General features: G+C 64.8%; 25 protein-coding genes. 18 read left to right on the top strand and 7 right to left on the bottom strand.

What is annotated here, in order from left to right:
* The first annotated feature begins 3 nt into the window (after positions 1-3).
* The 3 genes from EP237_RS03545 to EP237_RS03535 all read left to right on the top strand — a co-directional run bounded on the left by EP237_RS03545 (position 4) and on the right by EP237_RS03535 (position 3502).
* Complete coding sequence (locus EP237_RS03545) at positions 4-1170, top strand: MalY/PatB family protein (RefSeq protein ID WP_127558170.1); 1167 nt, start codon at positions 4-6, stop codon at positions 1168-1170.
* A gap of 303 nt (positions 1171-1473) precedes the next feature.
* Positions 1474-2433 (top strand): L-malyl-CoA/beta-methylmalyl-CoA lyase, encoded by a 960-nt coding sequence (locus EP237_RS03540; RefSeq protein ID WP_127558168.1) that lies wholly within the window; start codon positions 1474-1476, stop codon positions 2431-2433.
* Between the two features lie 109 nt (positions 2434-2542).
* Complete coding sequence (locus tag EP237_RS03535) at positions 2543-3502, top strand: acetyl-CoA carboxylase carboxyltransferase subunit alpha (protein WP_127558166.1); 960 nt, start codon at positions 2543-2545, stop codon at positions 3500-3502.
* Between the two features lie 6 nt (positions 3503-3508).
* On the opposite strand, the gene EP237_RS03530 is transcribed toward EP237_RS03535, so the two are convergent.
* Positions 3509-4033, bottom strand: coding sequence for a cytochrome b (locus tag EP237_RS03530; protein ID WP_127558164.1), 525 nt, complete (start codon positions 4031-4033; stop codon positions 3509-3511).
* Between the two features lie 155 nt (positions 4034-4188).
* On the opposite strand from EP237_RS03530, the gene EP237_RS03525 reads away from it, so the two are divergent.
* The 3 genes from EP237_RS03525 (at position 4189) to EP237_RS03515 (ending at position 6693) form a co-directional block, all read left to right on the top strand.
* On the top strand, positions 4189-5337 hold the full coding sequence (locus tag EP237_RS03525) for an acyl-CoA dehydrogenase family protein (protein WP_127558162.1): 1149 nt from the start codon (positions 4189-4191) through the stop codon (positions 5335-5337).
* A gap of 92 nt (positions 5338-5429) precedes the next feature.
* On the top strand, positions 5430-6281 hold the full coding sequence (locus tag EP237_RS03520; protein ID WP_164744609.1) for an ATP-grasp fold amidoligase family protein: 852 nt from the start codon (positions 5430-5432) through the stop codon (positions 6279-6281).
* Positions 6282-6486: 205 nt separating this feature from the next.
* A complete protein-coding gene (locus tag EP237_RS03515; protein ID WP_127558158.1) occupies positions 6487-6693 on the top strand; it encodes a hypothetical protein in 207 nt (68 codons plus the stop codon).
* Position 6694: 1 nt separating this feature from the next.
* On the opposite strand, the gene EP237_RS03510 is transcribed toward EP237_RS03515, so the two are convergent.
* The 3 genes from EP237_RS03510 to EP237_RS03500 form a co-directional block, all read right to left on the bottom strand.
* On the bottom strand, positions 6695-7633 hold the full coding sequence (locus EP237_RS03510) for an L-lactate dehydrogenase (protein ID WP_127558156.1): 939 nt from the start codon (positions 7631-7633) through the stop codon (positions 6695-6697).
* A 77-nt stretch (positions 7634-7710) separates the two neighbouring features.
* Positions 7711-8868, bottom strand: coding sequence for an acetylornithine deacetylase (argE, locus tag EP237_RS03505; protein ID WP_127558154.1), 1158 nt, complete (start codon positions 8866-8868; stop codon positions 7711-7713).
* Entirely contained in the window at positions 8865-10049 is a 1185-nt protein-coding gene (locus tag EP237_RS03500; protein ID WP_127558152.1) for a M24 family metallopeptidase, read from the bottom strand. Before EP237_RS03500 ends, argE begins: the two co-directional genes overlap by 4 nt.
* A 129-nt stretch (positions 10050-10178) precedes the next feature.
* Between EP237_RS03500 and EP237_RS03495 the strand changes: the two genes are divergently transcribed.
* The 3 genes from EP237_RS03495 to EP237_RS03485 all read left to right on the top strand — a co-directional run bounded on the left by EP237_RS03495 (position 10179) and on the right by EP237_RS03485 (position 11938).
* Positions 10179-10769 (top strand): rRNA large subunit pseudouridine synthase E, encoded by a 591-nt coding sequence (locus tag EP237_RS03495; RefSeq protein ID WP_127558150.1) that lies wholly within the window; start codon positions 10179-10181, stop codon positions 10767-10769.
* A gap of 20 nt (positions 10770-10789) precedes the next feature.
* Complete coding sequence (locus EP237_RS03490) at positions 10790-11176, top strand: YbaN family protein (protein WP_240661477.1); 387 nt, start codon at positions 10790-10792, stop codon at positions 11174-11176.
* Positions 11177-11563: 387 nt separating this feature from the next.
* The gene (locus tag EP237_RS03485) at positions 11564-11938 is read left to right on the top strand and encodes a hypothetical protein (protein ID WP_127558148.1); all 375 of its coding nucleotides are present in this window, start codon (positions 11564-11566) and stop codon (positions 11936-11938) included.
* 108 nt (positions 11939-12046) lie between these two features.
* Here the strand turns inward: EP237_RS03485 and glpK are convergent, their stop codons facing one another.
* Entirely contained in the window at positions 12047-13534 is a 1488-nt protein-coding gene (gene glpK / locus EP237_RS03480; protein ID WP_127558146.1) for a glycerol kinase GlpK, read from the bottom strand.
* A 157-nt stretch (positions 13535-13691) separates the two neighbouring features.
* Complete coding sequence (glpD, locus tag EP237_RS03475; protein WP_127558144.1) at positions 13692-15263, bottom strand: glycerol-3-phosphate dehydrogenase; 1572 nt, start codon at positions 15261-15263, stop codon at positions 13692-13694.
* Between the two features lie 124 nt (positions 15264-15387).
* Here glpD and EP237_RS03470 point away from each other — a divergent pair, with 124 nt between their 5' ends.
* Positions 15388-16155, top strand: a complete 768-nt coding sequence (locus tag EP237_RS03470) for a DeoR/GlpR family DNA-binding transcription regulator (RefSeq protein WP_127558142.1) — start codon at positions 15388-15390, stop codon at positions 16153-16155.
* Here the strand turns inward: EP237_RS03470 and EP237_RS03465 are convergent.
* Positions 16133-16810 carry an arylesterase gene (locus EP237_RS03465; RefSeq protein ID WP_420812502.1) on the bottom strand — a complete coding sequence of 226 codons (678 nt, stop codon included), beginning with the start codon at positions 16808-16810 and terminating at the stop codon, positions 16133-16135. The two genes, EP237_RS03470 and EP237_RS03465, sit on opposite strands and share 23 nt — an antisense overlap.
* On the opposite strand from EP237_RS03465, the gene EP237_RS03460 reads away from it, so the two are divergent.
* The 8 genes from EP237_RS03460 (at position 16809) to EP237_RS03425 (ending at position 26246) form a co-directional block, all read left to right on the top strand.
* Positions 16809-17480 carry an ABC transporter ATP-binding protein gene (locus EP237_RS03460; protein WP_127558139.1) on the top strand — a complete coding sequence of 224 codons (672 nt, stop codon included), beginning with the start codon at positions 16809-16811 and terminating at the stop codon, positions 17478-17480. The genes EP237_RS03465 and EP237_RS03460 overlap by 2 nt on opposite strands.
* Positions 17477-17833: a hypothetical protein gene (locus EP237_RS03455; RefSeq protein ID WP_127558137.1), complete on the top strand. Its 357-nt coding sequence runs from the start codon at positions 17477-17479 to the stop codon at positions 17831-17833. Before EP237_RS03460 ends, EP237_RS03455 begins: the two co-directional genes overlap by 4 nt.
* On the top strand, positions 17830-20349 hold the full coding sequence (locus tag EP237_RS03450; protein ID WP_127558135.1) for an ABC transporter permease: 2520 nt from the start codon (positions 17830-17832) through the stop codon (positions 20347-20349). Before EP237_RS03455 ends, EP237_RS03450 begins: the two co-directional genes overlap by 4 nt.
* Positions 20350-20421: 72 nt before the next feature.
* Entirely contained in the window at positions 20422-21219 is a 798-nt protein-coding gene (locus EP237_RS03445) for a metallophosphoesterase (protein WP_127558133.1), read from the top strand.
* Between the two features lie 105 nt (positions 21220-21324).
* Positions 21325-22053, top strand: coding sequence for an Ldh family oxidoreductase (locus tag EP237_RS03440; RefSeq protein ID WP_164744608.1), 729 nt, complete (start codon positions 21325-21327; stop codon positions 22051-22053).
* Positions 22054-22089: 36 nt separating this feature from the next.
* Complete coding sequence (locus tag EP237_RS03435) at positions 22090-23058, top strand: LysR family transcriptional regulator (protein ID WP_164744607.1); 969 nt, start codon at positions 22090-22092, stop codon at positions 23056-23058.
* 569 nt (positions 23059-23627) lie between these two features.
* Positions 23628-25550: an acetate--CoA ligase gene (acs, locus tag EP237_RS03430; protein ID WP_240661475.1), complete on the top strand. Its 1923-nt coding sequence runs from the start codon at positions 23628-23630 to the stop codon at positions 25548-25550.
* A 9-nt stretch (positions 25551-25559) separates the two neighbouring features.
* Positions 25560-26246, top strand: a complete 687-nt coding sequence (locus tag EP237_RS03425) for an adenylate kinase (protein WP_127558127.1) — start codon at positions 25560-25562, stop codon at positions 26244-26246.
* The last annotated feature ends 13 nt before the right edge of the window (positions 26247-26259 follow it).

The raw sequence follows: 26259 nt of genomic DNA, 5'->3' as shown, positions 1-26259 counted from the left end.
TCCATGGACTTCGATACGCTTCACCCGATGATCGGCACTTTCAGCGGCAAATGGGACAGTATGGACATGTTCGGCGTCGGCCCGGATGGCATCGCCATGCATGTGGCCGATTCCGATTACCCAAGTGCGCCTTGCGTGATCGACGCGGTGACAAAGGAAGCCCAAAGAGGAATCTTCAACTACGGCTTTGACCGCAAGGGCTATGTCAACTCCGTCTGCTGGTGGATGCAAACCCGACACGGCTGGCCGGTAGACCCGGACTGGGTGCTGACATCGCAGGGGCTCGGGATGGCCATCGCGCTTTGCATAGATGTCTGGAGCGAACCGGGCGACGACATCGCCTTCTTCACCCCGGTCTATCACGAGTTCCGGCTGAAAACGCAGCGGGCGCATCGCAACCATGTGGAATTGCCCATGGCCCTTGTCGATGGTCGGTACGAGCTGGACTGGGACGCTGCCGAGGCGGCACTGACCCCGAAGACCAAGATCCTGCTGTTCTGTTCGCCGCAAAATCCCTCTGGCCGCGTCTGGACCGTCGAGGAACTGCGGCAGGTGGCCGACTTCGCCGCGCGCCACAACCTGGTTCTGGTGAGTGACGAAGTGCATGCCGATCTCGTCTATGCGGGCAACACCCACGTTCCCATGGATATCGCCGCGCCAGAGCATCGCGACCGGACCGTCACGCTGTTCGCCGCCTCCAAGACCTTCAACCTTGCCGGTCTGCGGGTGGGTCAAATCATCATTCCCGACGACACGCTGCGCGCGCAGATGGAAGACCGGCTTACCGCACTCAACTATGACGCGACGACGCTCGGTGCGTTCGCCTCTCAAGCGGCCTATTCGCCGGACGGCAATGAATGGGTTGCCGCGCAGATGAGCTATCTTGAAGAAAACCGCCGCATCTTCGACGAGGGCGTGAACGCCATCCCCGGCGTCTGGTCAATGCCGCTGCAAGCCACCTATCTGCCCTGGGTCGATTTCTCGGGCACCGGCATGTCGATGGAAGAGATTGCGCGGCGCGTGAATGGCGAAGCGCAGATCACCCCTGCCCCCGGCAAGTGGTTCGGCACCGGGTCAGAGTTGTGGAACCGCTTCCTCCTCGCCACGCCGCGCGCCAATGTGGAAGCGACCGTTCAGCGCCTGCAAAGGGCGTTCTCTGACCTTCAGTGACCGGCCCCGGGGCGGACCCAAAATTCTTCCGGAAGAATTTTGCCGCCCCGAAAAATCTTCTGGAAGATTTTTCATGTCCGGAAGGATTTTCTGGAAAATCCTTCTGCACCGCCGCATGTGCAGAGATCGGGCTTTGTCTGCACGCCCGGTGCATGGGGGGTGTATAGGGGGTGTACGGGGGGCACCCCCCTCTTTCGCGGCCAAATCGCGCATTGCCGCAATGCAGCACTTGCGCGTCGCAACGCAATAATCTACCCAAGGCGGGAACTCTGACGACATATCCTTGCTTGAGGGGAACCGCCCATGTCCTTCCGCCTGCAGCCCGCTGCCCCCGCCCGCCCCAACCGCTGCCAGCTCTTCGGCCCCGGCTCCAACACCAAGCTGTTCGCCAAAATGGCCGCCTCCGCCGCCGATGTGATCAACCTCGATCTGGAGGATTCCGTGGCGTCCTCAGACAAGGATCAGGCCCGTGCCAATGTGATCGAGGCGATTGGCAATGTCGACTGGGGCACCAAGACACTCTCGGTGCGGATCAATGGGCTGGACACCCCCTATTGGTATCGTGATGTGGTTGATCTGCTTGAACAATCCTCGGACCGGCTCGACCAGATCATGATCCCGAAAGTAGGTTGCGCCGAGGATGTCTATGCCGTCGATGCACTGGTCACCGCGATTGAGGCCGCCAAGGGCCGGGCGAAGAAAATCGCCTTCGAAGTCATCATCGAATCGGCTGCCGGCATCGCCCATGTCGAAGAGATCGCTGCATCCTCCCCGCGGCTGGAGGCCATTAGCCTCGGCGCCGCCGATTTCGCCGCCTCCATGGGCATGCAAACCACCGGCATCGGCGGCACGCAGGAGAACTATTACATGCTGCGCGAGGGCCAGAAATACTGGTCCGACCCCTGGCACTGGGCCCAGACCGCCATCGTCGCCGCCTGCCGCACCCACGGCATCCTGCCGGTCGACGGCCCCTTCGGCGATTTCTCGGATGACGAGGGCTATATCGCGCAGGCCATGCGCTCTGCCACTCTGGGCATGGTCGGCAAATGGGCCATTCACCCCAAGCAGATCGCCCTTGCAAATCAGGTGTTTACGCCGTCTGAGGCCGCCGTTGCCGAGGCACGCGAGATCCTCGCCGCGATGGAAGCGGCCAAGGCCTCGGGCGCGGGCGCGACCGTCTACAAGGGCCGTCTGGTGGACATCGCCTCGATCAAACAGGCCGAGGTGATCGTCAAGCAATCCGAAATGATCGCCGCCGGATGACCCTCCCCAAAGCCCCGCGCGACACGCCCGGGGCTTTTTCCTGCGACGGGGAACGTTGCAAATCCCGTCTTCCCCCTGCATATAGCCAAGGGTCAGACGGAGGCTTTGCATGAACTATCTCGACTTCGAAAAACCCCTCGCCGAGATCGAGGGAAAGGCCGAAGAGCTGCGGGCGATGGCGCGCGGCAACAAGGAGATGGATATCGAGGCCGAGGCCAAGGCGCTCGACAAAAAGGCCGCCGACATGCTGGCCGATCTCTACAAGTCGCTGACGCCATGGCGCAAATGCCAGGTGGCGCGCCACCCCGACCGGCCCCATTGCCGCGACTATATTGAGGCGCTGTTTACTGAATACACGCCGCTGGCGGGCGACCGGAACTTCGCCGATGACCACGCCATCATGGGCGGGCTGGCTCGGTTCAACGACCGCCCCGTCGTGGTGATCGGCCATGAAAAGGGCCATGACACCAAGACCCGGATCGAACGCAATTTCGGCATGGCCCGGCCCGAGGGCTATCGCAAGGCCGTGCGCTTGATGGATCTGGCCGACCGCTTCAACATGCCTGTCATCACGCTGGTCGACACCCCCGGCGCCTATCCCGGCAAGGGCGCGGAAGAGCGTGGCCAGTCCGAGGCGATTGCGCGCTCGACCGAGAAATGCCTTCAGATCGGCGTGCCGCTGGTCTCTGTCGTCATCGGCGAGGGCGGGTCTGGCGGGGCCGTGGCCTTTGCGACCGCCGACAAGGTGGCGATGCTGGAACACTCGATCTATTCCGTGATCAGCCCCGAAGGCTGCGCATCCATTCTGTGGAAGGACGGGGCCAAGATGCGCGAAGCGGCAGAGGCGCTGCGTCTGACCGCGCAGGATCTGGAAAAGCTCGGCGTCTGCGACCGGATCATCAAGGAACCGCTTGGCGGGGCGCAACGGGATCGTAAGGCCACGATCACGCGCGTTGGCGAGGGGATCGAGGCGCTTCTGAGCGCCATGGACGGCAAATCACGCGACGACCTGATCGCGGGCCGCCGCAGGAAATTCCTCGAAATGGGGTCGAAAGGGCTGGCCGCGTAAGGCCGCCTACCGCCCGAACCACATACGCCGAAACAGCCCGTCACGCAGCATGATCTGGTGGTAGAGCGCCCCCAGGATATGCAGCGCCAGCATTGCCATGATCAGTTTGGCAAGAATGCCGTGGATCACGCGCGGGCTGTACTCGAAGAAGCTTTCGGGCAGCGGTGCGGTGCCTGCCAGGGCATCTGACAGGCCCGACATGCGGCCCAGAACCATGCCCGAGACTGCCATCAGGATTACGAAGATATTCAGCAGTTTCGGCATCGCCTGCCCCAGTCTGTCCAGAAAGGCGCTGCCGGTCTTGGCATGCTCGGGCGCAGGCAGGAACCGGCGCAGGACAATCCGCAGGACGGTCAGCACGAGGATCACCAGCCCGATCAGCCGGTGCGTGGCCAGCATCGACAGCTTGTCCGGATCCGCATTGTCCATCGGCTCCAGCACGAAGGTGCCCACTCCGAGCATCAAAAGCACCAGAACCGCCACGATCCAGTGCAGGGCGACGGTGACAGGGTGGTAACGGAAAACGGACATGGCGCATCCTTTCGCGGCACTGGTATTTTCAAACTGCGATATGGGCAGCACATTTAGTTATCAACGGCAAGCATTTTCCCCGGTCAATCCGCCGCAACGGCATGCTTGCCCGAAAACTCGTGACAGGTCACCATCCGACGCAAGGAGGACCGCCAATGCCCAATCATCTGTGGATGCAGGACGACCATCACGCCTATGCCGACACCGTGCGCCGGTTTCTGGACGAGGAGTTCCAGCCGCATCGCGACAAATGGAAAGAGGCGGGCAAGATCCCCAAGGATTTCTGGCGAAAGGCCGGGGATCTGGGCATTCTTGGCGCGACCACGCCCGAGGATCACGGCGGGCTCGGCCTGTCCCGCCACTTCGACGCGGTGACCTATATCGAACAGGCCAAGGCAGGGGATAGCGGATGGGGCTTTGCCGTCCATAACATTGCCGCCCATTACATCATCGCCTATGGCACGGAAGAGCAGAAGGCGCGCTGGCTGCCCAAGCTGGCGAGCGGCGAGATGGTGGGTGCCATCGCCATGACCGAACCGGGAACCGGCAGCGATCTGCAAGCCGTGCGGACGACCGCCGTGCCGGATGGGAACGAATACCTGATCAACGGCTCCAAAACCTTCATCACCAATGGCGGCAGCGCCGATCTGCTTTTGCTTGTGGCCAAGACCGACCCGAAATCGCGGGCGAAGGGTGTGTCGCTGATGATCGTGGAAACCGAGGGGCTGGAGGGCTTTCGCGTGGGCCGCAAGCTCGACAAGATGGGGATGCGCCGGAACGACACGGCGGAGCTGTTCTTCGAGGATGTCCGCATCCCACGCGATCATCTTCTGGGCACGGAAGAGGGCCATGGCTTCTATCAACTGATGCGGCAATTGCCATGGGAACGGCTGATCCTGGGCTATGGCGCGCTCGGGTCGTCGCAATGCGCGCTCGATGTGACGCTGGCCTATGTGAAGGAGCGAAAAGCCTTCGGGCAGCGGGTCATGGATTTCCAGAACACCCGCTTCAAGCTGGCCGAATGCGCGACCAAGGTGGAGATCCTCGCAGCCTTCCTCGACCAATGTCTGGAGGAGCTGGAACAGGGCACCCTGACCGCCGAGAAAGCCGCCATGGCCAAATGGTGGGGCAGCCAGACCCAGTGCGAGATCGTGGACGAATGCCTGCAACTGCATGGCGGCTACGGCTACATGAACGAATACCTGATCGCCGAGCTTTACGCCGATGCCCGCGTGCAGAAGATCTATGGCGGCACGAATGAGATCATGAAGGAGCTGATCGCACGGGACCTGGACCGCGACTGACGTGACCGCCGCGTTCACTGGGCCATTGCGGCACGCACGGCACCATGGCACCGTCTGTTCGACCCGCAGCAAGACCAACGGCGATCACACTCATGTCACTCATTCCCGCCCGCATACGCTACAGGCTGACGGGCGTTGAACCCCCGACGGAGTTCAAACGCCGGATGGAGGACCGTCTCCAGCGATGGTATCACGGCAAGGATCCGCATCCCAATCCGGCCCTGCAACGCAGGCGGCTGTCTGTGGCGGCTCTCGCCAACAAATCGGCAATGCGCGCTTATGCACAGCAAATGAACCTGCCGCTGCCCGTGCGCTACGCCGAGGCGAATGACGTGGACGGCCTCGACATCCCCGCGCTTCCGCAAAGGGTGGTCATCAAGCCAGACAACCTGTCCAGCAACAAGGGCGTGCTGCTGTTCGACGGAGAGACAGAGGTCTTTTCCGGCGACACCGTGCCCATCTCTGAACGCGGGGCCTATGTGAAACGCAGGCTGGAACCTTTGATTTCCGCCAAACCCGCAACCAGACTTATTGCCGAAGAGTTCCTGACAGATGTCGACCCCGGCAAGGTCATTCCGCGGGATTTCAAGACCTTCGTCGCAGGCGGTCGGACGCATGTGATCAAGGTCGTCGACAGGAACGGCAAGGCGGGAACGACCTTGGAACGGTACTATCGCCGGAATTGGAAACCGTGTCGGGATCTGCAATACTCAAACAGCCTGGCCCGGCCGATCCCCAGACCTGAGCGATATGAAGAACTGCTCGAACTGTCCGATCGGATTGCGCGCGACATTCAGTGCTTCATGCGGCTGGATTTCTACATCACGCAGCGCGGTGTGGTGTTCGGGGAATTCACATCCTATCCCAATGCGGGCAACAAGCACACCGCCCGTGGCAGCCGCGTCTTTTGCGAGTTGATGGACCGCTATCCGGACCCGTTCTGAACCGTGGTTCACCCGACCCAGTTGCCGAGCCTTGCGCCCTGCGACGGTCGGAACGGGTTCAATGCGACCGACCAATCAGGTTTTCGCAAAATCCTCTGAACACGCCACGAAAATTCCCGCATTGGGCCGCTCATGTGAACGGCTGACGGACGACAACCACAGGGTTCATTCCGCAATCCCGATTGCCAACCGGAGGTCCGATCCCATGAAACCCACCCGTCTCGTTGCAACCGCCCTGACCTTGACCGCCCTGTCATCCGGCGCGGCGCTGGCCCAGACCTACACCACGCCCGATGGCTGTTCCTACACCCGTGCGCAGGCGCCGGGCTATCCCGCTACATGGCATCTGATCCTGAACCCCGAACGGATCGGCCTGCCAACTCCCACGGCCCGCTGCGCCGCGATGCTGTAGGTCACAGCGACAGGGGCGCCAGCCGGTCGCGCAAGATCTCTGCCGAGCGGCGCAGGGCGCTTTCCTCGCCCTCGCTCAGCTCCGGCCACAGCGTCGCGGTCACGCCCCCGCGCCCCACCGTGCGGGGCAGCGACAGGGCCACATCCGGCTCGCCCAGAACCTCCCGTTCCACCACCGAGACCGACAGCACCGCCTGTTCATCGCCCGCAATCGCCGCCACGATCCGCGCCAGCCCGCCGCCGATGCCATACCAGGTGGCGCCCTTGCCCTCGATGATCGTGTAGGCCGCGCCGCGCACGCCCGTGTCGATCCTTTGCCGCACATCCTCGGTCAGGGGGGCAGAGACCTGCGCGGCAAAGCTTTCCAGCGGCACCGACCCGGCCCGCGAGCTGGACCAGGCCAGCACCTCGGAATCGCCGTGTTCGCCTAACACATAGCCATGGACCGATCCCGGTGAAATCCCCAGATGCCGCCCCACCAGCCAGCGGAACCGCGCGGTGTCGAGGATCGTGCCCGATCCGATCACGCGCCCCGGTGGCAGGCCGGACAGTCGCGTGGTGATCTGGGTCATCAGGTCGACGGGGTTCGAGGCCACCAACAGGATCGCCCCGGGACAAACCGCCATGACCTGCCCCACGACTTGCCGGAACACCTCGGCGTTGCGTTCCAGCAGCGCCAGCCGCGTTTCCCCCGGCTTTTGCGACACGCCGCAGGACAGGATGACCACCCCGGCCCCATCCAGATCGGCATACTCCCCTGCCCGCACGATGGCGGGGGAGGCGAAGGGGATGGCATGGGCGATATCCTCGGCCTCGGCCCGCGCACGCGCACGCGCGCGGTTCACATCGACCAGAACGATCTCGGACGCTTCGCCCTGCATGACCAATGCGAACGCGGCCGTAGCCCCGACCATGCCTGCCCCGACGATTCCGACTTTCACCGCATGCCCCGCCAGCTTGTAAGACCTGCCCCAGGGTAGCGCAGCATGGCCACAGCTGACCAGAGCGGAAACCCGCGTCAGGACAGCCGCTGGCTCAGCCGTTCCAACAAGCCAAGACACTGGCCCATCTGGGTCAGTTCGATGAATTCATCGGGCTTGTGGGCCTGTTCGATGGACCCGGGGCCGCAGACCACGACCGACATGCCAAGATCCTGAAACAGCCCCGCCTCGGTCCCGAAGGGCACCAGCCCCGCGCCATTGGCCCCGGTCAGTTCCATGACGATATCGCGCGCCTCATTCTCGCTCGTCGGAATCAGCCCGTCGACCTCGCCCACCACTTCGGTTTCGATGCTGGCGCCCGGGCTGACGGACCGCATCGCAGGCAGCAGCACCTCTTCGCAATAACGGTGCAGGTCGCCACGCACGAAATCGGCATCCGATTTCTGCACGGGCCGCATTTCCCAATCCACCTGCGCGCGTCCGGGGATCACGTTATGCGCCACGCCGCCAATCAGCGCGCCGGTATTGATCGTGGTCCAGGGCGGCTCGAACGCCCCGCCCGCGGGTGCGCGGGTCTTCAGCGCCTCTTTCAGCTCCATCAGCCGGTTGACATAGCGCACCGCGAATTCCACCGCGTTCACCCCGTGATCGGGGGAGGACCCGTGCCCCTCCAACCCGGTGAAATGGGTGGAATACTCACAGCAGCCCTTGTGCCCTTCGATGATCCGCATCGAGGTGGGTTCGCCCACAATGGCCATGTCGGGCAGCAAGTCGCGCCCGCGAAGCACCTCCACCAATGCCTGCGCCCCGAGGCAGCCGACCTCCTCGTCATGGGTGAAGGCGAAATAGACAGGTTTCTTCAGTGCCCTGTCAGCAAACAGCGGCGCCATCGCGACAGAGGCCGCGATGAAGCCTTTCATGTCACAGGTGCCGCGCCCGTAAAGCTTGGCATCGTCGGCGCGCATCCGGAACGGGTCGCTCGTCCAGTCCTGATCGGCCACCGGCACCACATCGGTATGACCCGACAGCATGATGCCCCCCGGCACCTCCGGCCCGATCCGGGCAAAGAGATTGGCCTTGCGCCCGGTCCCGTCCTGCAACACCTCCACATGCGCGCCCGCCGCCTCCAGGTGATTGGCGAGGCAGGCGATCATGTCGAGGTTGCTGTCGGGCGAGATCGTCGGATAGGCGATCAGCTCGGCCAGCAGTTCAGTGGTCTCGGGCAGCCCGGTCATGGCTTGACGAAGAGCTTTCGCTCCACGTTGCAGAGCGTCTCAGCCGGGCCATCCTCCTTGATAAGGATGGTTTCCGTGGTCTCAAGGCCCCAGCTGTCCATCCAAAGCGCCGGCATGAAATGGAAGGTCATGCCAGGCACGAGGACGGTTTCATCCTCGCCCCGGATCGACGCGGTGCGCTCGCCCCAGTCGGGCGGGTAGGACAGGCCGATCGGGTAGCCCATGCGGCCCTTGCGGTCGAACCCGTGCTTGTGCAGCACCTCCATGAAGGCGTTGAACACGTCGCGCGTCTGGTTGCCCGCGCGGGCAGCGGCAAGCCCCGCCTCGATGCCTTCCATCTGCGCGGCCTCGGCCCGGAGCATGTCATCCGATGGCGTGCCCAGGAAGATCGTCCGGCACAGCGGCGCGTGGTAGCGGCGATAGCAGCCCGAGAGTTCGAAGAACGTCGCCTCGCCCTCGCGCATCTCGTCGCCATTCCAGGTCAGATGCGCGGCGGTCGCATCGAGGCCAGAGGGCGTCAGCGGCACAATCGCCGGGTAATCGCCCCAGATATCGTCCACCCCGGTGATGCCCGCGTGGAAGATATCGGCCACGAGGTCATTCTTGCGCACCCCTGGCTCGGCGCGCTCCAGCGCAACCCCCACGACCTTCTCGGAGATCTTCGCGGCCTTGCGGATGAAGCCGATCTCTTCCTCCGACTTCACCAGCCGCTGCCAGTTCACCAGGGCCGTCGCATCGACCAGCGTCGCATTGGGCAGTTCGGCACCCAGAACCGCATGCGCCTTGGCGGAGTAGTAGTAATTCTCCATCTCCACCCCGATCCGGGCCGAGGCCAGCCCCATTCGGGTGAAATGCTCCGCCAGATCCTGCATCGGGTGGTAGACGGTCGACTGAATGTAATGGTCGGAATAGCCATGGATGTTTTCCGCCGCCATCCAGCAGGTCCGCTGCCCGCCAAGCGCGTCCATGGACCGGCCCCACCATTCCGGCTCGCCCTCCATCCGCAGGATCACGCCCTGATGCACGTAGAAGGACCAGCCGTCATAGCCCGTCAGCCATGCCTGGTTCGACGGGTCGGTCACGAAGATCGCATCCAGCCCCGCCTCCGCCATCGCGGTCCGTGTCTTGGCGATCCGCCGGTCATATTCGGTTTGGCTGAATGGCGCGCATCCCGCTGGCATGTCCTGTCTCCCTGTCTGGCTGTCCCGACCACGCTATGCGAAACGGCGAACACCGCAACGGCATTTCCGACACGGCGCTTGCCGAACGCGTCAGGATCGGTCAGGACCGGGGCAGCGGAAGGCAAGGCGATGACCAGACTGATCCTTTTCAACAAGCCCTATGACGTGCTCTCGCAGTTCACCGACAAGGGCACCGAGGGCAGCGCGCGGCGCACCCTGTCGGAGTTCATCGACGTGCCCGGTGTCTATGCCGCCGGGCGGTTGGACCGCGACAGCGAGGGGCTGATGGTGCTGACCGATGACGGCCGGTTGCAGGCCCGCATCACCAGCCCCCGCGCGCAGACCCCCAAGACCTATTGGGCGCAGGTGGAGGGTACGCCGACGGAAGACCAGTTGCAGGCCCTGCGCACCGGCGTCACCCTGAAAGACGGCCCCACGCGCCCCGCCAAGGTGCAGCTCATCGACGAGCCTCCCGGCCTCTGGCCCCGCACCCCGCCTGTGCGCTTTCGCAAGACCGTGCCCGATGCCTGGCTGGAGCTTACCATCACCGAAGGCCGCAACCGGCAGGTCCGCCGCATGACCGCCGCCCTGGGCCTGCCGACCCTGCGCCTGATCCGGGCGCGCGTGGGCAAATGGAGCCTCGATGGCCTCGCCCCCGGCGACTGGCGCGATGCATCGGCAGAGCTCGCTGCCCCTTCCCCCCGCCGCAAACCGCGCTAAACCCGAAGGGCATGAGCCTGATGCCAGACCCCTTGAACCGCCCCCGCCTGCGCCACCTGCCGTGGCTCGCACTCGGCTGGAGTGCCGTGGCGCTCGGCTTCGCGGGCGTCGTCCTGCCGATCCTGCCCACCACGCCCTTCCTGATCCTCGCGGCCTTCGCCTTCTCGAAAAGCTCTCCACGGCTCAGGCAATGGCTGGTGGAGCACAACATCTTCGGCGGTCCGATCCGGGATTGGGAAGACAAGGGCGCGATCCGCCCCCGCTACAAGGCAATGGCCTGCACCGCGATGGCGCTCGTCCTGATGGTCAGCATTCTCTCCAGCCTCAGCGGCATGATCATCCTGATCCAGATCATGGCCATGGGCGGCGCGGCGGCCTTCATCCTGTCCCGACCGAACGGCGACTGATCGCCCCGCCCTTTTCATCTTGGCCAAAATACCTCCGCCGGAGGCGTCCCGCCCTCTCAGCCCGCGGATCATCCGGGGCAGCGAGCCTCCAGCAGCCAGGATCCCGTGGCAACGCGGCCCGAGGAGGGCGCCAGAGGCGCCTGACGAGGGGCGCTCCCCGGATCGACGCGCGGAACGCGCGGCGAAACCGGTGCCGCTCTGCAAGCACATTGCCGATGTTTGACCCAGAACCTGCCGGGATGCTACGCTGATGGGCAACCCGGATGCGGCCATGGGGCCGGTGGTCACCGCCGCGGACCGGGGCAAGAGGCCGTGGCAAGAACGGATCGGGCGTCATGTCGTACCGGCCGGAGGCTTTTGTTGACCTGTTTTTTCCGATCCCTTTTCGTGGCCCTCTTTACCGTGGCCCTTCTGCAAGCGCCCCAGGCAAGCGCCCAGATGCGCAGTTATACCTGTAGCGATGCCGATGCGTTCTTCGGATCCGTCTACGCACCGGGCTGGGACTATATTTCCGGCTACGGCTCCCGCTCTGACTGCGAGAACGCCTGTTGGGGCTTCGCCAGCTGCGAGGCCTATTACTGCACCACCATCGGCTATTGCGTCGCGCTCCATGCCGGTCCGAGTGCCTCAGGCAGCGGCACGGGAGGCGGGGCCGGGACCGGCTCGGTCGGGCCAAGCCGGTCCAACCTGCCCTTCGGTGCGGTCTGCGGCTTCAACTCCGAATGCCAGTCCGGTCAGTGCTGGCTCGGCTTCTGCCAGTAGCTGATTCCGCGTTTCGTCTGCACGCCCGGTGTACGGGGGGTGCACGGGGGGTGTACGCCCGGCACCCCCCCTTTTTCCGCCTCCGAACGGGCCGGAACCCGCCTGCCGCTACCGGCTCAAGGTCCGCGCCACGGCGTCCTTCCACCCGGCATAAAGCCGCGCGCGCCCGGTCTCATCCATCCTCGGCACGAATTCCCGCTCCAGCGCCCAGGTGGCGGCAAACCCGTCACGGTCCGGGTAGATCCCGGCCTTCATCCCGGCCAGCCACGCCGCCCCGAGCGCGGTGGTTTCCAATATCGCGGGCCGGTGCACCGGCGCACCGAGAATGTCCGCAAGAAACTGCATGGTCCAGTCCGACGCGCTCATCCCGCCATCGACGCGCAGGATGCTGTCTCCGCCCGCCCCTTGCCAGTCGGCGCGCATCGCTTCCCACAGGTCACGTGTCTGATATCCCACGCTTTCCAAGGCCGCGCGCGCGAATTCCGCGGGGCCGGAGCTGCGCGTCAGACCGAACACAGCCCCCCGGCAGTCCGCATCCCAATAGGGGGCACCAAGGCCAGTGAAGGCCGGAACGAGATAGAGCTGTTGTTCGGGATCAGCGGTTTCGGCCAGGCTCTGCGTCTCGGGCGCCGCGTCGATGATCTTCAGCCCGTCACGCAGCCATTGCACCACCGCCCCCGCGATGAAGATGGAGCCTTCCAGCGCATAGGTGGGCGTGCCGTCGAACTGGTAGGCGATGGTTCCCAGCATCCGGTTTTGTGACGTGACCAGCGTGTCGCCGGTATTGAGCAATGCGAAACAGCCCGTCCCATAGGTCGATTTCAGCATCCCCGGCCCGAAACAGGCCTGCCCAATCGTCGCCGCCTGCTGATCGCCCGCAACACCCAGAATGGGCAGCGCCGCACCGAACAGCCCCGGCTCGGTCTCGCCGAAATCGGCCGCGCAATCCTTGACCTCGGGCAGCAGGCTCATCGGGATGTTCAGAAGCCCGCAGATCTCCGCATCCCACTGGCCCTCGCGAATATTGTAAAGCAGCGTCCGCGCCGCGTTGGTGGCGTCGGTCACATGGGCTGCGCCGCCCGTCAGCCGCCAGATCAGAAACGTATCGACCGTGCCGAAGGCCAGCTCGCCGCGTTCCGCCCGCGCGCGCGCGCCCTCCACATTGTCCAAAAGCCACGCCAGTTTCGTCCCGGAAAAATAGGGGTCCAGCAGAAGCCCGGTCTTGTCCTGCACCATCGCCTCATGCCCCGCCTCACGCAGCGCGGCGCACCGATCCGCCGTGCGCCGGTCCTGCCAGACGATGGCCTTGTGCAGGGGCGCGCCGGTCGTCCGATCCCACAGCAGCGTGGTCTCCCGCTGGTTGGTGATGCCGATCCCTGCGATCTCCGCCGCCGAGAGCCCCGCCTTTTCCAAAGCCTCCCGGCAGGTTTCGACAACCGTGGTCCAGATGTCCTCAGGGTCATGCTCGACCCAACCCGAGGCCGGGAAATGCTGCGTGAACTCCTTCTGCGCGGTGGCTTTGATCTTCATGTCGCCATCAAAGACGATGGCGCGGCTTGATGTGGTGCCCTGGTCGATGGCCAGAATATGGGTCATCGGTTCCTCCCTGTTTTCTGCGATCCTAGCGGGTGAAGGTTGCCCCGCAAGCCATTCACATGGTCAAGACTGGTTTCGCCGCGCTTTGCGCGTCGATCCACCGGGGGCTCTGCCCCCGGACCCCCGAGGTATTTTTGCCAAGATGAAACGCATCGGGTCACTCGGAAACCACGGGTCGGGCGGCATGTTCCGACATGAACCGGTCGATGGCGGCGATCTGGTCTTCGGTCAGCCTGAGGCCGAGCCGGGTGCGGCGCCAGACGACATCCTCTGCGCGGCGGGCATATTCCTTGCGCATGAGCCATTTGAGTTCCGCCTCGCTGAGCGTCGCACCAAAATCACGGCCTAGGTCGGCGGCGGCGGTTGCATCCCCAAGGATATCGCGCGCCTCGGTGCCGTAGTGACGAACCAGGCGCTTGGCCCAGGCCGGGGTGAGGAACGGGTAGTCGGTGCGCAACCCGTCGATCAGGGCCTGCACGCCAGCCACGGGGAAATCCCCACCCGGCATCGGAACACCTGCCGTCCAGTCGCCTTGTGAGAGGGGCAAATGCTGGCCGATCTTGTCCAGCGCGCTTTCGGCGAGCTTTCGATAAGTGGTGATCTTGCCACCGAAGACATTCAGAACCGGCGGCCCGTTCGCATCGACCTTCAGCACATAGTCCCGCGTGGCCGATTGGGCGGCGCTGGCGCCATCGTCGTAAAGGGGGCGGACGCCGGAATAGGTCCAGACCACGTCCGCGCGCGTGACAGGCTGTTTGAAATACTGGGATGCGAAGGCGCAGAGATAGTTCTGCTCATCCTCCGTACAGACCGGCTTCACCGACGGATCGGGATGATCCAGATCGGTGGTGCCAATCAGGGTGAAATCCTCTTCATAGGGAATGGCAAAGATGATCCGCCCGTCTTCGCCCTGAAAGAAGTAGCACTTGTCGTGATCGTAGAGCTTGCGCGTCACGATATGGCTGCCGCGCACCAGCCGCACGTTTTCATGGGAATTCACGCGGATTTTTGTCTGGATCACGTCGCCCACCCAGGGGCCTGCCGCGTTGACCAGCATCTTTGCGCGCACGGTTCGTTGGCCGGTCTCATCCTCCAGAGTGATAGCCCAGGCATCCCCGTCACGGGCCGCCGAAATCACCTTGGTGCGCACCATGATCCGCGCGCCGCGTGCTTCGGCATCGCGTGCATTCAGCACCACCAGCCGCGAATCCTGCACCCAGCAATCGGAATATTCATAGGCCTTGGCGAAGCGGTCCTGCAGCGGCTGTCCTTCGGGGGCGGTCCGCAGGGTCACCGTCCGCGTGGCAGGCAGAATCTTGCGCCCGCCCAGATGGTCATAGAGGAACAGGCCAAGCCGGATCAGCCAAGCAGGACGCCGCCCGCGCATCCAGGGCATAACCAGCCCCAGCAACCGCGAGGTGGGCGTCGTGCTCTCGAACCGCATGTCCTTGTGATAGGGCAGCACGAAGCGCATGGGCCAGCTGATATGGGGCATTGCCGAGAGCAACACCTCGCGTTCCTTCAGCGCCTCGCGCACTAGCCGGATCTCGAAATACTCCAGGTAGCGCAGCCCGCCATGAAAGAGCTTGGTCGCCGCCGAGGACGTGGCCGAGGCGAGGTCGTTCATCTCGGCCAGACCGACCCTCAGCCCCCGCCCCGACGCATCCCGCGCAATGCCGCAGCCATTGATGCCGCCGCCGATGATGAAGAGGTCATAGTCTTCGGACATGGGACTCGCCTTTCGATTACGCGCGACTCCTCTCACTTCATGTTCGATTTGTCAATTTTTCTGTTCGCTTTTCTTCGTTTCCGTGCATGGATTTCTTCGCTATAAGAAAGGCGAAGGAGAGCCCATGCCGATCACCCCCCGCCAATCCGACATTCTCGACCGCGCCCGCAGCGAGGGCCGCGTGATGGTCGAAGGGCTGGCCGAGGCCTTTGGCGTGACGGTCCAGACCATCCGTCGCGACCTGACGGAGTTGTGCGATGCGCGGCTCTTGGACCGCATTCATGGCGGGGCTGTGCTGCCCTCGGGCGTCACCAATATCGGCTACGAGGACCGCCGCCGCCTGAATGCGGACGCGAAAGAGGCCATCGCCCGCGCCTGTACCGCCGAGATCCCCGATGGCGCGTCGCTCTTCCTCAATATCGGCACCACGACCGAGGCCGTGGCCCGCGCGTTGCAGGGGCATAGCGGGCTGATGGTGGTGACGAACAACATGAACGCCGCGCAGATCCTGGCCGGGAATCCCTCATGCGAAGTGGTGCTGACCGGCGGCGCGTTGCGGCGGGCGGATGGGGGCCTTGTGGGTGATCTGGCGGTGCAGACGATCCGCGCCTTCAAGGTGGATGTGGCGGTGATCGGGGCGTCGGCGCTCGATGCGGATGGCGACCTGCTCGACTTCGACATTCAGGAGGTGCGGGTGGCTCATGCCATTCTGCAGCAGGCGCGGCAGGCGATCCTGGTGGCCGATCAGGGCAAGCTGACCCGCGCGGCCCCGGTGCGCATTGCCTCGCTGTCTGATCTGGATATCTGGGTCACCGATACGGACCCGCCCGCGGCGCTGCGTTCCTTATGCGCCGAGGCGGGCACCGAGATCAGGGTTGCTCGACCCGCGTGACAAGCGCTTCCACCGCAGGCCCGAGCGCTTCCACAATCAGCGCCACACCCGCCGCGTTCGGATGGATGCCATCGGCCTGCATCACGGCGCGCAAATCCGGGGCCGCGACGACGGGGGCGAGAAAGCTTTCGGCGTAGACCGTCCCATATTCCGCGGCCAGTTCCGGGTAGATCGCATCGAACGCCGCCTGGTAGTCGGGGCCGTAATTCAGCGGCGCTTCCATGCCGATCAGCAGCACCTCGACCCCTGCCTCCGCCGCTGCGTCCAGTATGCCCGCAAGGTTGGCCCGCGCAGCTTCTGGCGGCAGACCGCGCAGCAGGTCGTTGCCGCCAAGCGTCACGATCAACGCTTGCACATCCGATGTCAGCGTCCAAGCGATCCGCGCCAGCCCGCCCGCCGTGGTATCCCCCGAGACGCCCGCATTGATCAGCCGCACCTCATGGCCCCGCGCCTGCAACCATGCCTCCAGTTGCGGCACGAAACCCTGTTCGGCGGGCAGCCCGTAGCCTTGCGTCAGGCTGTCACCGAGTGCCGCGATCACGACTTCTTCGGCCCATGACGGTGCGGCACAAAGCGACAGGGCCAGCACAACCGCCTTGCCCATGCGCACCACACCCCCATATCCAAGGAATATCCGCGCCCGGAGCTTTTTCATGACGTCCCCTGTTTTGTCCCTCACTGATGTGACCCTGACGCTTGACGGTAATGCTGGCAAGGTCGAGATCCTGCACGGAATATCTCTGACTGTCGCCGCGGGTGAAACCGTGGGTTTGGTGGGACCTTCTGGCTCGGGCAAGTCGTCTCTCCTGATGCTCATGGGCGGGCTGGAACGGGCCACGGGCGGGGTTGTGAAGGCGCTCGGGGCCGATCTGACGCCGATGACCGAGGATCAGCTGGCCCGTTTCCGCAGGGATAATATGGGCGTGGTGTTTCAAAGCTTCCACCTTATTCCCACGATGACCGCGTTGGAAAACGTGGCAACACCGCTGGAACTGGCGGGCCGCAGGGATGCCTTCGGGCGGGCGGAGGAAGAACTGACCGCCGTGGGGCTTGCCGACCGGATGCACCACTATCCCGGCCAGCTTTCGGGCGGTGAGCAACAACGCGTGGCGCTGGCCCGCGCCGCCGCGCCGCGCCCGCGCATCCTGCTGGCCGATGAACCCACGGGCAATCTGGATGAGGCCAATGGGCGCGCGATCATGGACCTGCTCTTTGACCTGCGCGACCGGCACGGCGCGACGCTGATCATGGTCACCCATGCGCCGGAACTAGCGGCACGCTGCGACCGGGTGATCGGTCTGCGCGACGGGCGGCTCGACGCATGATCAAGGTCACGAACTATCCCGTGATCGGGCAGGTGACGCGCGCTACGAATGGCCGCCTGACCCTGACACCAGATCAGGAATTGATGCGCGCGGGCATCCTCTTCCTTGTCGAACGCATGGCACCGACCGACCGCCGCCTTGCGGTGCCCGGCGGAATGCTGCGCTTTGCCGAGAGCGGGCGTCTCTTCGCGCTGCTGGCCCGCGCCCTGCCGGAATGCCACGCCGCGCTCGATGAGGGCGCCGTGATCGACGCACGCTTCCGCGACATTGCCGACCCGATGGAGGCCGCGTTCACCGTGCAGGAGATCCGCGACCGTCTGGCGCCACCCTGGAACTGGGGCAAGCGGCGATGAGGCCCGCGTTTCGCATCGCGGCGCGTGACCTGCGCGGGGGGCTGCGCGGCTTTCGCATATTCCTGGCCTGCCTGACGCTTGGGGTGGCGGCGATTGCCGCCGTGGGATCGGTCCGGCAGGCGGTCCAGACCGGGCTGGAAGAAGAAGGCGCGGTGATCCTGGGCGGCGATGCCGAGATGACCTTCGTCTACCGCATGGCGACGGAAGAAGAGGCCGCCTGGATGGCCGCCCGCGCGCTGGCCGTGTCCGAGACCGTCGACTTCCGGTCCATGGCCGTGGCGGAGGTCGAGGGTGAAACGGTGCGTGGTCTGACGCAGCTTCGCGGCGTGGACGGGCTCTATCCGCTTTATGGCGAGGTCGGGCTTGATCCGGCGATGACCATCGCGGAGGCGCTTGCCACGACCGAGCTGCCGGGCGCGGTGATGCACCCGACGCTGATCGCGCAGATGGGGTTGCAGATCGGGGATCGAGTCACGTTCGGCGTTCAGGAGTTCGAGCTGCGCGCGGCGCTGACGGATGAACCCGACATAGCAGGCGGCAATTTCGGCCCCGGCCCGCGCACGCTGGTGCGGCTGGATGCGCTGGAGGGCTCCGGCCTGCTTGGCCCCGGCACGCTGTATAACAGCCAGTACCGCCTCGCGCTGCCGGAGGGCACGGACCTTGCCGCGCTTGAAGCCGAGGCGCGCAGGCTTTTCGCCGATACAGGCATGCGCTGGAAGGACGCCCGCAACGCCGCGCCCGCGCTTGGCCGTTTCGTGGAGCGGATCGGGGCCTTCCTTGTGCTGGTGGGGCTGGCGGGCCTGGCCGTGGGCGGTGTGGGCATCTCGGCGGCCGTGCGCAGCTACCTGACCGGCAAGACCGAGACGATTGCAACGCTGAAAACCCTTGGCGCCGAACGGCGCACCATCTTCACGGTCTACTTCCTGCAAATCGGTGCGATGACCCTGCTTGGCCTTCTCCTCGGGCTTGCCCTGGGGGCGGTTCTGCCGCTTGGTCTTGCGCCGCTGATCGCGGGGGCGCTGCCGGTCCCGGCTGACTTCGGGATCCACCCCGGCCCCCTGGCAGAGGCGGCTCTCTATGGCGCGCTGACGGCGCTGATCTTCACGCTCTGGCCGCTGGCACGAGTGGAACAGGTCCGCGCCGCCGCGCTGTATCGAGAGGCGGCGGGGCTGTCGCGCCGCTGGCCGCGCTGGCCTTTCCTTCTGGTGATCGCGGGGCTGGTGGCTGCACTGGTCGCGGCGGCGGCGGGGCTGTCGGGCATCCCGCGCCTCGCACTCTGGTCCTTTGCCGCCATCGCAACGGCCCTCGTCATCCTTGCGCTTGCCGCCAGCCGGATGCGTCTGGTCGCTCGTCGCCTTGCCCGGCATACGCGGGGCCGCCCCGCGTTGCGCCTGGCCCTTGCCGCCATCGGCGCGCCGGGGTCGGAGGCGGCCAGCACGATCCTTTCGCTTGGCCTTGGCCTGTCGGTATTGGCCGCTGTGGGCCAGATCGACACCAATCTGCGCGCAGCGATCCAGCAGGACCTGCCCGAGGTCGCCCCGGCCTTCTTCTTCGTCGATATCCAGCCCGACCAGATCGCCCCCTTCCTGACGGCGATGGACACCGACCCCGACGTGACCCGCGTGGACAGCGCGCCGATGCTGCGCGGGGTCATCACCCGGATCAATGACCGCCCCGCGGCAGAGGTCGCGGGCAACCACTGGGTAATCCGGGGCGACCGGGGGCTGACCTACCGGGCCGACGCGCCCCCCGCGCGCGAGATCATGGCCGGGGAATGGTGGCCAGAGGATTACGACGGACCGCCGCTGATGGCCTTTGCCGCCGAAGAGGCGCTGGAAATGGGCATCGGGCTTGGCGACACGATGACCGTGAACGTGCTTGGCCGCGACATCACCGCGACCATTGTCGCGTTGCGAGAGGTCGATTTTTCGAACGCCGGGATCGGCTTCGTGCTGACCCTGTCGCCCAATGCGCTTGAGGGCGCGCCGCATACCCATATCGCCACGGTCTATGCCGACCAGCAGGCCGAGGCCCGTATCCTGCGAGAGGTCGCCGAGATCGGCCCCAACATCACCGCAATCAGCGTACGCGACGCGATCGACCAGGTGGCGCGGGCCCTGTCGGGCATCGCGGCGGCCACGTCCTGGGGGGCGGCGGCGACGCTGCTGACCGGCTTCATGGTGCTGATCGGCGCGGCGGCGGCGGGCGAGCGGGCGCGGGCCTATGAGGCGGCGGTTCTGAAGACGCTTGGCGCCAGCCGCGCGCGGATCCTTGGTAGCTTCGCCTTTCGCTCGGCACTACTCGGCATGGCGGCGGGCGCAGTGGCCGTAGCAGCGGGGGGCCTGGCCGGATGGGCCGTGACCCGCTTCGTGATGGAAACCGAGTTCGCGTTCCACCTGCCCTCGGCCCTGGCCATCACCCTTGGGGGCGCGCTGGCAACCTTGCTGGCCGGTTTGGCCTTTGCCCTGCGCCCCCTGGCCATTCGCCCCGCCGCAATCCTGCGCAGCGAGGGCTGAAACCGGCGAAGCTTTGCCACAGAGACGCCATACCCTCTTGTTTTTCTTGCCTCGCCAGAGCAAGTGCTAACCATGATCCGCCGCCTGCGCAGCATATTGTCCCGTCCAAACAACGACGCATCCCCCGCCCCCGCGCGGGATGCCCTGCCGCGTCCGGAATTCGCCACCTATGTCATCGGCGATCTGCACGGGCGGGCCGACCTGCTGGAACGGGCGCTGGACCGGATCGACGAACATGTGGGCCGGACCGGTGCCCGCAACCCGCAGGTGGTTTTCGTCGGCAACTATATCGACCACGGGCCCGACAGCGCCGCGACGCTGACCCGGGTGTGGGAGCTGTCAAAGGAACTGCCGAAGAACGTGACCTGCCTGATGGGCAATCACGAGAGGATGCTGCTGGATTTCCTGTCCGACCCCAAGACACGCGGCCCCCGCTGGCTGCGGTCCGGCGCGCGTCCGACGCTTGACAGCTTCGGCCTTCATACCAGCCAGCTGGAACCCGGCTGCGCGCCAGAGCTGTTCCGGCAAGAGGCGCTGGCGCTGCGCAGCCACATGTCGCCCGCGCTGCTGGACTGGCTGGAAAACCTGCCCCTGTCCTGGAACTCCGGCAATCTCTGGGTCGTCCATGCCGCCGCCGATCCGCAGCATGCGATGCAAGACCAGTCGCCCCGCGTCCTGCTGTGGGGCCATCCCGAATTCGACACCCGGCCCCGGTCGGACGGCACCTGGATCGTGCATGGCCATACCTCCGCCGAGGCCCCGGTCAGCACCGAAGGCCGGATCTGTGTCGATTGTGGCGCGTGGCAATCAGGGCTGTTGTGCACCGCCGCGATACTGCCCGATGGCCGGTATGAATTCCTCTACGCCTGATCTCGCACGGAAATTCTTAACCTTGTCGGGGCATGCGTCGTGGACAGAAGCGCCCCGCTGTCTCTAAAGTCCTGCGGCAAGGTTCCTGAGTAGTGAGTGCCGCCGGTGAAAGACATTGGCGAACGTGACATCCTGGCCCCCGGCGACATCGAAGCGCTGGTCTTGGATGTGTTTTTGCGCGCGGGCCTGTCGCCTGACAGCGCAGCCCCCGTCGCGAGATCCATCCGCCGCGCCGAAACCGCCGGGTTGCGCCGCCTCGGTCTCGGGCTGGTGCCGCATATGGTGGAGCATCTGCGGTGCGGGCGGGTCAATGCGGCCGCGACACCCCGCATGGTGGATAGCGGTCCCGCCGCCCTGACGGTCGAAGCCGATGGCGGCTTCCCCTGCCCGGCGGTCGCGATCGGTCTTGAAACGCTATGCGACCGCGCTTTGGCCCATGGCATCGCGGTTCTTTCCGTGCGCAATGCCTATCCGGTCGGTGCCGGGCGTCTGTTTCTCGATCATTGCGCGGCGCGGGGACTGGTCGGGTTCGCGAATGTTGCAGGGCTCGTGGCTCGCGCCGCGCCCAATGGCAGCATGGTGCTGGAGGTTGAGCAGCGCCAGCTCGGCCTGTCGCAGGCGTCGCCGATGATGCAAAGCCGCGTTGTCCCGGACCGGGGGTCAGACAGCCCCATCCCCTTCGAGGGCCCGCTCGGCCCCGCATTCCGGTTGCATCACAGTTTCGTCGCGGTCCGGACAGCGCTGTGGCATCACGCCCCGGACCCGCCCGTCGCAGTGCAGAATTCCGGTATCGCGGTTTCCCCCGTCCTGCTAGAAAAGATCATCAACGCCTGAGGCATGATCGCCTCGGGCAGAAGGTGGCAAGAACAGATGGGCGGCGTTCTGAAAGGTGTTTCGATCCGGGGGCTGGAAGTGTTCGAGGCCCTCGCGCAGACCGGGTCGGTCGGCGAAGCTGCGCGCCGTTTGGGCATGAGCGCACCCGCCGTGTCCCAACAGTTGAAGAACCTCAACACCGCCGTTGGCATTCCGCTGGTCGATCAGGGCCGGCGACCGATGACGCTGACCCCCGGCGGCCGCCAGTTTCTGCGCCATGTGGAGGCCGCGCTTGGTGCCCTGCGCACCGGCCAACGCGACCTGACCACGCTGGATCTGTCGGATGTCTCTTCGCTGCGCATGGGGATCATCGAGGATTTCGAGAACGAGGTCACCCCGACGCTGACCGCCAGACTGGCAGAAACAATGCAGAGCTGCGTGTTCCTGCTGAACACCGGCGCCAGCCATACGCTTCTGAACCGCGTGACCCGGAACGAGCTTGACCTCGCGATTTGTGCCGAGGGACGGGAAAACCCGCCGGGTGCCGTCATCCATCCGCTGCTGGACGATCCCTATATCCTCGCCATACCGAAAGGCACCAGCCTTGCGAACGGGCTGGAGGGGCTGTCGCATCTGCGCTTTCTGCGCCGTGATCAGGCGCAGGTCATGGGCCGCCAGATCGAGGAGATGCTCCAGCGTCAGGGTCAGACAATTCCCAACCGGTTCGAATTGGATTCCAACCAGTCGATCAGCGCACTTGTGGCCGGAGGCCACGCCTGGACCATTACCACCCCGCTCAGCCTGCTGCGCGGCGGACGTTTCCTCGACGGGATCGATGCCCGCCCCCTGCCCTTCGCGGGAACCTCGCGCCGGATCTCCCTATGTGCCACCGGCGACTGGTCGGGCGATATCCCGCGCCAGATCGCGGCCATCGCCCGCGACCTGATCGAGCAACATTTCACCGATCGCGGGCTCGACCTGATGCCGTGGTTGCAGGGAGAGTTCAGGATTCTGTCCGACGAGTGATCGCCGATGATTCCGGCGGGCCAAGGCGCGGCGGGGCTGCCGCAACGCCTGTTTCACCTTCCATCCTCGCCGGATCTGACTGCGCAGAAAAGAAAACCACTGGTTCGGCCCGCCTGTCCGCGATCATGCTTTGTTTCTATCCATTTGAAACAGAATATTTTTAGACCCAGTTTGTAAAATTATTTACAGCCAGCATCACGCCTTCAGAAAATCAGTTACAGAACCCTGAACGACCCACAGCTAACAGTTCTCCTGTTCACGAAATTTTGTAAGGTTCACGTCAGGGAGCACGAAACAAATGCACCCTCTTCGGCAAATGCCCAGTGATCCGGCAGGAGGAAACCCGGATCGTCACAGGCAGAACGAAGCAACGGTTGGGGGAGGCTAACCAAAACTTTCAGCCCATCCGGGCCCCGCACAGGACCAGCCAAACCGCAAGATGGCCCCTGTCCGAATATGCAGGACACGTGGAAAGCGTATGTTTTCCGCCCCGGTTCGACGTGTCATCTGTTTGGGACAAGAACCGAAACTCTTTAAGGGAGAGACCATTGCCCAACGATACGAACATGATGCCCGACCTTCTGCCCGGCGCTCATATCGACAGCACCAAATACGCCGACATGTATGCGGCCTCGATCAATGATCCCGAGGCCTTCTGGGGCGAACACGGCAAGCGCATCGACTGGATCAAGCCTTATACCAAGGTCAAGAACACCTCCTTTGACCATGACAACGTGCATATCAGCTGGTTCGAGGACGGCACCACCAACGTCTCCGCCAACTGCATCGACCGTCACCTGGCCACCCGCGGCGATCAGACCGCGATCCTCTTCGAGCCCGATGAGCCAACCGACGAAGCGCAGCACATCACCTACAACCAGCTGTCTCAGGAAGTCGGCAAGTTTGCCAACGTCCTGAAGGAACTGGGCGTCGGCAAGGGCGACCGCGTCGTTCTCTACCTGCCGATGATCCCCGAAGCCGCCTACGCCATGCTGGCCTGCGCGCGCATCGGGGCCATTCATTCCATCGTCTTCGCCGGGTTCTCTCCCGATGCTCTCGCCGCGCGGATCAACGGCTGTGATGCCAAGCTGGTCATCACCTCCGATGGCGCCCCGCGCGGCGGGCGTGTCACCGAGCTGAAGGACAACGTCAACAAGGCAATGCTGCATTGTGGTGACGACGTTCAGTGCCTGGTGGTCAAGCGCACCGGCGGGCAGGTTGCGTGGCGCGAAGGCCGCGATCACTGGTACAACGAACTGGCCGAGCAGGTCAGCACCTACTGCATGCCGACCGAGATGAGTGCCGAGGATCCGCTGTTCATCCTCTACACCTCCGGCTCCACCGGGCAGCCCAAGGGCGTGGTGCACACCACCGGCGGCTATCTGGTCTATGCCTCGATGACCCACCAGTACACGTTCGACTATCAGGATGGCGATGTCTTCTGGTGTACCGCTGACGTGGGCTGGGTCACCGGCCACAGCTATATCGTCTACGGTCCGCTCGCCAACGGCGCGACCACGCTGATGTTCGAAGGCGTGCCGACCTACCCCGACGCGGGCCGCTTCTGGGAGGTTTGCGCCAAGCACAAGGTCAACCAGTTCTACACCGCCCCGACCGCCATTCGCGCGCTGATGGGCAAGGGCACCAGCTTCGTCGAGAAGCATGACCTGTCCAGCCTCAAGCTGCTTGGCACCGTGGGCGAGCCCATCAACCCCGAGGCCTGGAACTGGTACAACGAAAACGTCGGCAAGGGCCGCTGCCCGATCGTCGACACCTGGTGGCAGACCGAAACCGGCGGTCACATGATGACTCCGCTGCCCGGCGCCCACACGCTGAAACCCGGCGCGGCGCAGCACCCGTTCTTCGGCGTCAAGCCGCTGGTGCTGGAGCCCACCTCGGGCGAGATCATCGAGGGCAACGGTGTCGAGGGCGTTCTGGTCATCGCCGACAGCTGGCCCGGCCAGATGCGCACCGTCTATGGCGACCATGACCGGTTCGTAAAGACCTATTTCTCGGACTACAAGGGCTACTACTTCTCGGGCGACGGCTGCCGCCGCGATGCCGATGGCGACTACTGGATCACCGGTCGCGTCGATGACGTGATCAACGTGTCCGGCCACCGCATGGGCACCGCCGAGGTGGAAAGCGCACTGGTCGCGCATGAGACCGTGTCAGAGGCCGCCGTGGTGGGCTACCCGCACCCGGTCAAGGGTCAGGGCATCTACTGCTATGTCACGCTGATGAACGACGAAACCCCGTCCGACGAGCTGAAAAAGACGCTCTCTGACTGGGTCCGTCAGGAAATCGGCCCGATCGCGAAACCCGATGTCATCCAGTGGGCCCCCGGCCTGCCCAAGACCCGCTCTGGCAAGATCATGCGCCGCATCCTGCGCAAGATCGCCGAGAACGACTTTGGCAGCCTTGGCGACACCTCGACCCTCGCAGACCCGTCCGTTGTGGACGAGCTGATCGAGAACCGGGCCGTGAAGTAAGGCGGCATGATGAGCACTGAGACCATGACCCGCCCCGTCAACCTGATCCTTCTCGGCCCTCCGGGCGCCGGGAAGGGCACCCAGGCCCGCATGCTGGAAGAAAAATTCGGCCTTGTGCAGCTGTCCACCGGGGACCTGCTGCGTGAGGCGGTTGCCGCTGGCACCGAGGCCGGGAAGGCCGCCAAAGCCGTGATGGAGAAGGGCGAGCTCGTTTCCGACGAGATCGTCATCGCCATCCTGTCCGACCGGCTGGACCAGCCCGACGTGACCAAGGGCACCATCCTCGACGGCTTCCCCCGCACCGAGGCGCAGGCTGCGGCACTCGACACGCTGCTGGCCGATCGGGGTCAGAAGATCGACGCCGCGATCAGCCTGGAAGTGGATGACGAGGCCATGGTGGCTCGCGTCTCCGGCCGCTACACCTGCGCGGCTTGCGGCGAAGGCTACCACGACGAATTCAAGCAGCCCGCCACCGCGGGAACTTGCGACAAATGCCAGGGCACCGAGTTCAAACGGCGCGCTGACGACAATGCCGAAACGGTGCGCACGCGCCTGTCGGCTTACCACGCCCAAACCGCCCCGCTCATCAGCTATTACGCCGCGCGTGATGCGCTGACGCGGGTGCCCGCAATGGGGGACATCAACGAGATCGCTGCCGACCTTGGCAAGATCGTCGGAGGAGTCACGGAAGGCTAACACGAGATTCGTC

This window comes from Nioella ostreopsis (genome assembly GCF_004000255.1).
Taxonomy (GTDB): domain Bacteria; phylum Pseudomonadota; class Alphaproteobacteria; order Rhodobacterales; family Rhodobacteraceae; genus Nioella; species Nioella ostreopsis.
The sequence above is the reverse complement of the archived record's forward strand: the minus strand, read 5'-3'. Positions and strand labels throughout refer to the sequence as shown.